A 2,077-nucleotide genomic window follows, 5' to 3' on the forward strand; every position below is an offset into this window, starting at 1 on the left:
GTGTAATATTCTATTTTTTCAAATCTAATTTTTATACAAATTTTATTACTTCAAATAATAAGCAAGTTGTATTATTTGCTTTTGAAATCATTGATGATGTTTACTGCTTCAATAATGTGTAAATTATTTTTTATTGCTTTAATTTTTTCAATATTGCTGCTTTTTAAATAATCGTCAAATTGTTGGTAAGCAATATCAATAGAATTTCGTTTCACTTCAATTGGATATACTTTTAACGACACTTCTTTTAGTTCTTTCCAAAGCGAATTCATTTTGGTAACTTCTTCATAAACAGCATTAAATTCTAATAAAATAGGAGCTAAATCATATTGATAGACTTGATCAATTTTAGAATTTAATTCGCTTATAGATTGCAGCATTTTATTGGAACTAACTCTTTTTTTACTTTTAGTAATGACTTCAGAATTGTACCGATTAAAAAATGAATTGTAACGCAACTTACTTTTAAATGACTTGTTTTTTAATGCCGTTAGATTTTCATTTTCTCTCGGCATTTGTTTATCGAATAATGTAGGAATTTCAACATCTGGTGTTATTCCAATAGATTGATTGCTTTTGCCGGTTATTCGATAAAATTCTTCAATTGTAATTTTTATAAACTCTTTCGGGTTTCTATCTGACGTTAGCGGAACTACAGTTTGCATTGTTGCTTTACCATGCGATTGATTTCCTATTATAATTGCACGATTATAATCTTGCATTGTATTGGTGAAAAACTCACTTGCTGAGGCAGAAAATCCATTAATTAAAACCACCATTGGTCCGAAATAAATACTGCCTTTTATAGGATCTTTTACCGTTTTCTTTTTACCATTTTTATCATTCATTACAGCAATTGGTCCAGCATCAATAAAAGAACCTGTCAATTTCAAGGCTTCTTCCATAGAACCGCCACCATTGTTTTCTAAATCGATAATCAATCCATCAATTCCATCTGCATTTAGTTTGTAAACTTCTTTGGCAACATCTTCACTTACATTGGTTTTTCCGTTTTCGAATTTGCCATAAAAACTTGGAATTCGTATATATCCAGCACGTTTATTGTCTTTTTCGAGAATGTAACTGTAAACTTTGTTTTCGTAATTTTTAAGTAATTTCTTGGTAAGCGAAACCGTATAAATTTCACCGCTTTTTTTTCGCAATGTAAAATCTACATTTTTATATTCAGTAGAATTAAATATAGCTTCAACTTTACTAATTGATGAACAAGCAATTAGATATTCTTCGTCTTTGTATTTAACTTTAATTACTTGATCTCCAGCGGAAACTTTTTCTGTAAAATAAGCCGAACTTCCGGGAATTATTTCATCAACAATAATTTCGTCCTTTTCATTAACCGAAACATTTAAACCAAAAGATAAATTGTTTGCACTTACAGAGGAGAAAAAATCAGATTTATCACTTTCAGAAAGATACATTGTGTGTGGATCAAAATAGGAGCAAAAGACCGAAAAGAACTTCGAATTAAATTCTATCTCACTCATTTGCAAACTAGAATATTTGCATAAATAACTTTCAAAAATTTTATCTTTTGATAGTTCAGAAATAGAAGAAAAATTTGCAACAATTGAATCTTTATTGGTACTAGATTCTGAAATTTCTCTTAAAACTTGAAATAAAATTCTCTTTTTGTAGAGTTTTTTAAGTTCTTCTTCATCCTTAGCGTACGGAAACGTATTCATAGAAAACTCAATAGTTTCAGAACTTTTAAAGGCAAATGGTTCTGATTTAATTTTTTCTACTATAGTTTTATAGCGTAGTATGGAGTTGTTGTAAAGTGTGTAAAATTCAGCGAGAAAAGTACAATTGTTTTCTAATAGGTAGTTGTCGATTTGAAGTTTATGTTGCTTTAATTTATCGATTTCTAATTCCGTAAATAACCGATTGTCTTCATCAATATTTTTAAGAAATGAATCATAGACATATACCGATAAACTATCGTCAACCGGTTTTGGCTTGTAATGTTTATTTTGAATGATTGTATTGATAGTTGACAAAGTTTCACACGGATTCTTTTCGCTTTGCGCAAAACCTAAAATAGGAAGTAGAATAAGTT

General features: G+C 28.9%; 1 protein-coding gene. It reads right to left on the minus strand.

What is annotated here, in order from left to right:
• Positions 1–71 precede the first annotated feature (71 nt).
• A partial coding sequence (locus tag DIU01_RS14610) for a S41 family peptidase (protein ID WP_290835713.1) occupies positions 72–2,077 on the minus strand: 2,006 nt, incomplete at its 5' end.

Source organism: Flavobacterium sp. (assembly GCF_003525665.1).
Taxonomy (GTDB): Bacteria; Bacteroidota; Bacteroidia; order Flavobacteriales; family Flavobacteriaceae; genus Flavobacterium.